Source organism: Actinomadura keratinilytica (assembly GCF_039539665.1).
Classification (GTDB): Bacteria; Actinomycetota; Actinomycetes; order Streptosporangiales; family Streptosporangiaceae; genus Spirillospora; species Spirillospora keratinilytica.
In genome coordinates this window covers 1-842 of record NZ_BAABDO010000281.1, presented here as the reverse complement: position 1 = coordinate 842, position 842 = coordinate 1, and the positions used below count along the sequence as shown (strand labels likewise).

General features: G+C 74.5%; 1 protein-coding gene. It reads right to left on the bottom strand.

Annotated elements, in window-relative coordinates; translation table 11 throughout:
• Nucleotides 1-842: ROK family protein (locus tag ABD879_RS32710; protein WP_345025671.1), on the bottom strand; the 842-nt coding region annotated here is incomplete at both ends.

Sequence of the window (842 nt, the reverse complement as noted above, 5' to 3'; positions counted from 1 at the left end):
ACTCGTGCTCGAGCACCTCGCAGGCCGACCCCACCGCGATCAGGTCGGTGCCCCGGGTGGAGAGCATGACCTCGACGTGGACCCAGGGCTCGGCCCGCAGCCCCTCCTCGAGCGCGGCGCGGATCGCGTCCATCGTGCGCTCGTGCTGGGCGTAGACGGCCCGCCCGCCGAGCACCACCCGGTCCACGTCGACCAGCCGCACCAGATCCACCACCACCGTCGCCAGCACCTGGGCGGCGTACTCCTCGTCGCCCGCCTCCAGCGCGGCCCGGTGCTCGGCCTGGGCGCAGCCCCGCCGCCCGCAGCTGCACGGGACCCCGCCCAGGCGCACCACGGTGTGCCCGACCTCGCCGGCCTGGGAGTGGGCTCCGCGCACGATCATGCCGCCCAGGCACAGCGCCGCCCCCAGCCCGTCCTCGACGAGCACGAGCGCGGCATCGTCCAGCAGACCGGGCTGCGACCAGGCCTCGCCCACCAGGGCGGCCCGCGAATCATGGTCCAGCAGCACGGGCAGCGACAGCTCCTGGGCCAGGAGTCGACGCAGCGGCGCTCCGCGCCAGGGGTCGGGCTGAGCGCTGCCGCGGTAGACGCCTTCGGACCAGTCCACCGGTCCCGGCATCCCCAGCCCGACGCCCAGCAGCTCGCCCTGACCCACCTGGGCCAGGTCGCGCGCCTGCTCGGTCAGGGTCGCGATCAGCTCGTCGACCGGCTGCAGCCGGCCGATCTCGAGCTCACGGCGTTCGAGGATCTCTCCGGTGAGGTCCACCACCACGCCGTGGACCCGGGCGCGGGTCAGGTGCAGTCCGATCGCGCGTCGCGACGAGGGGACGATGCGATAGAAG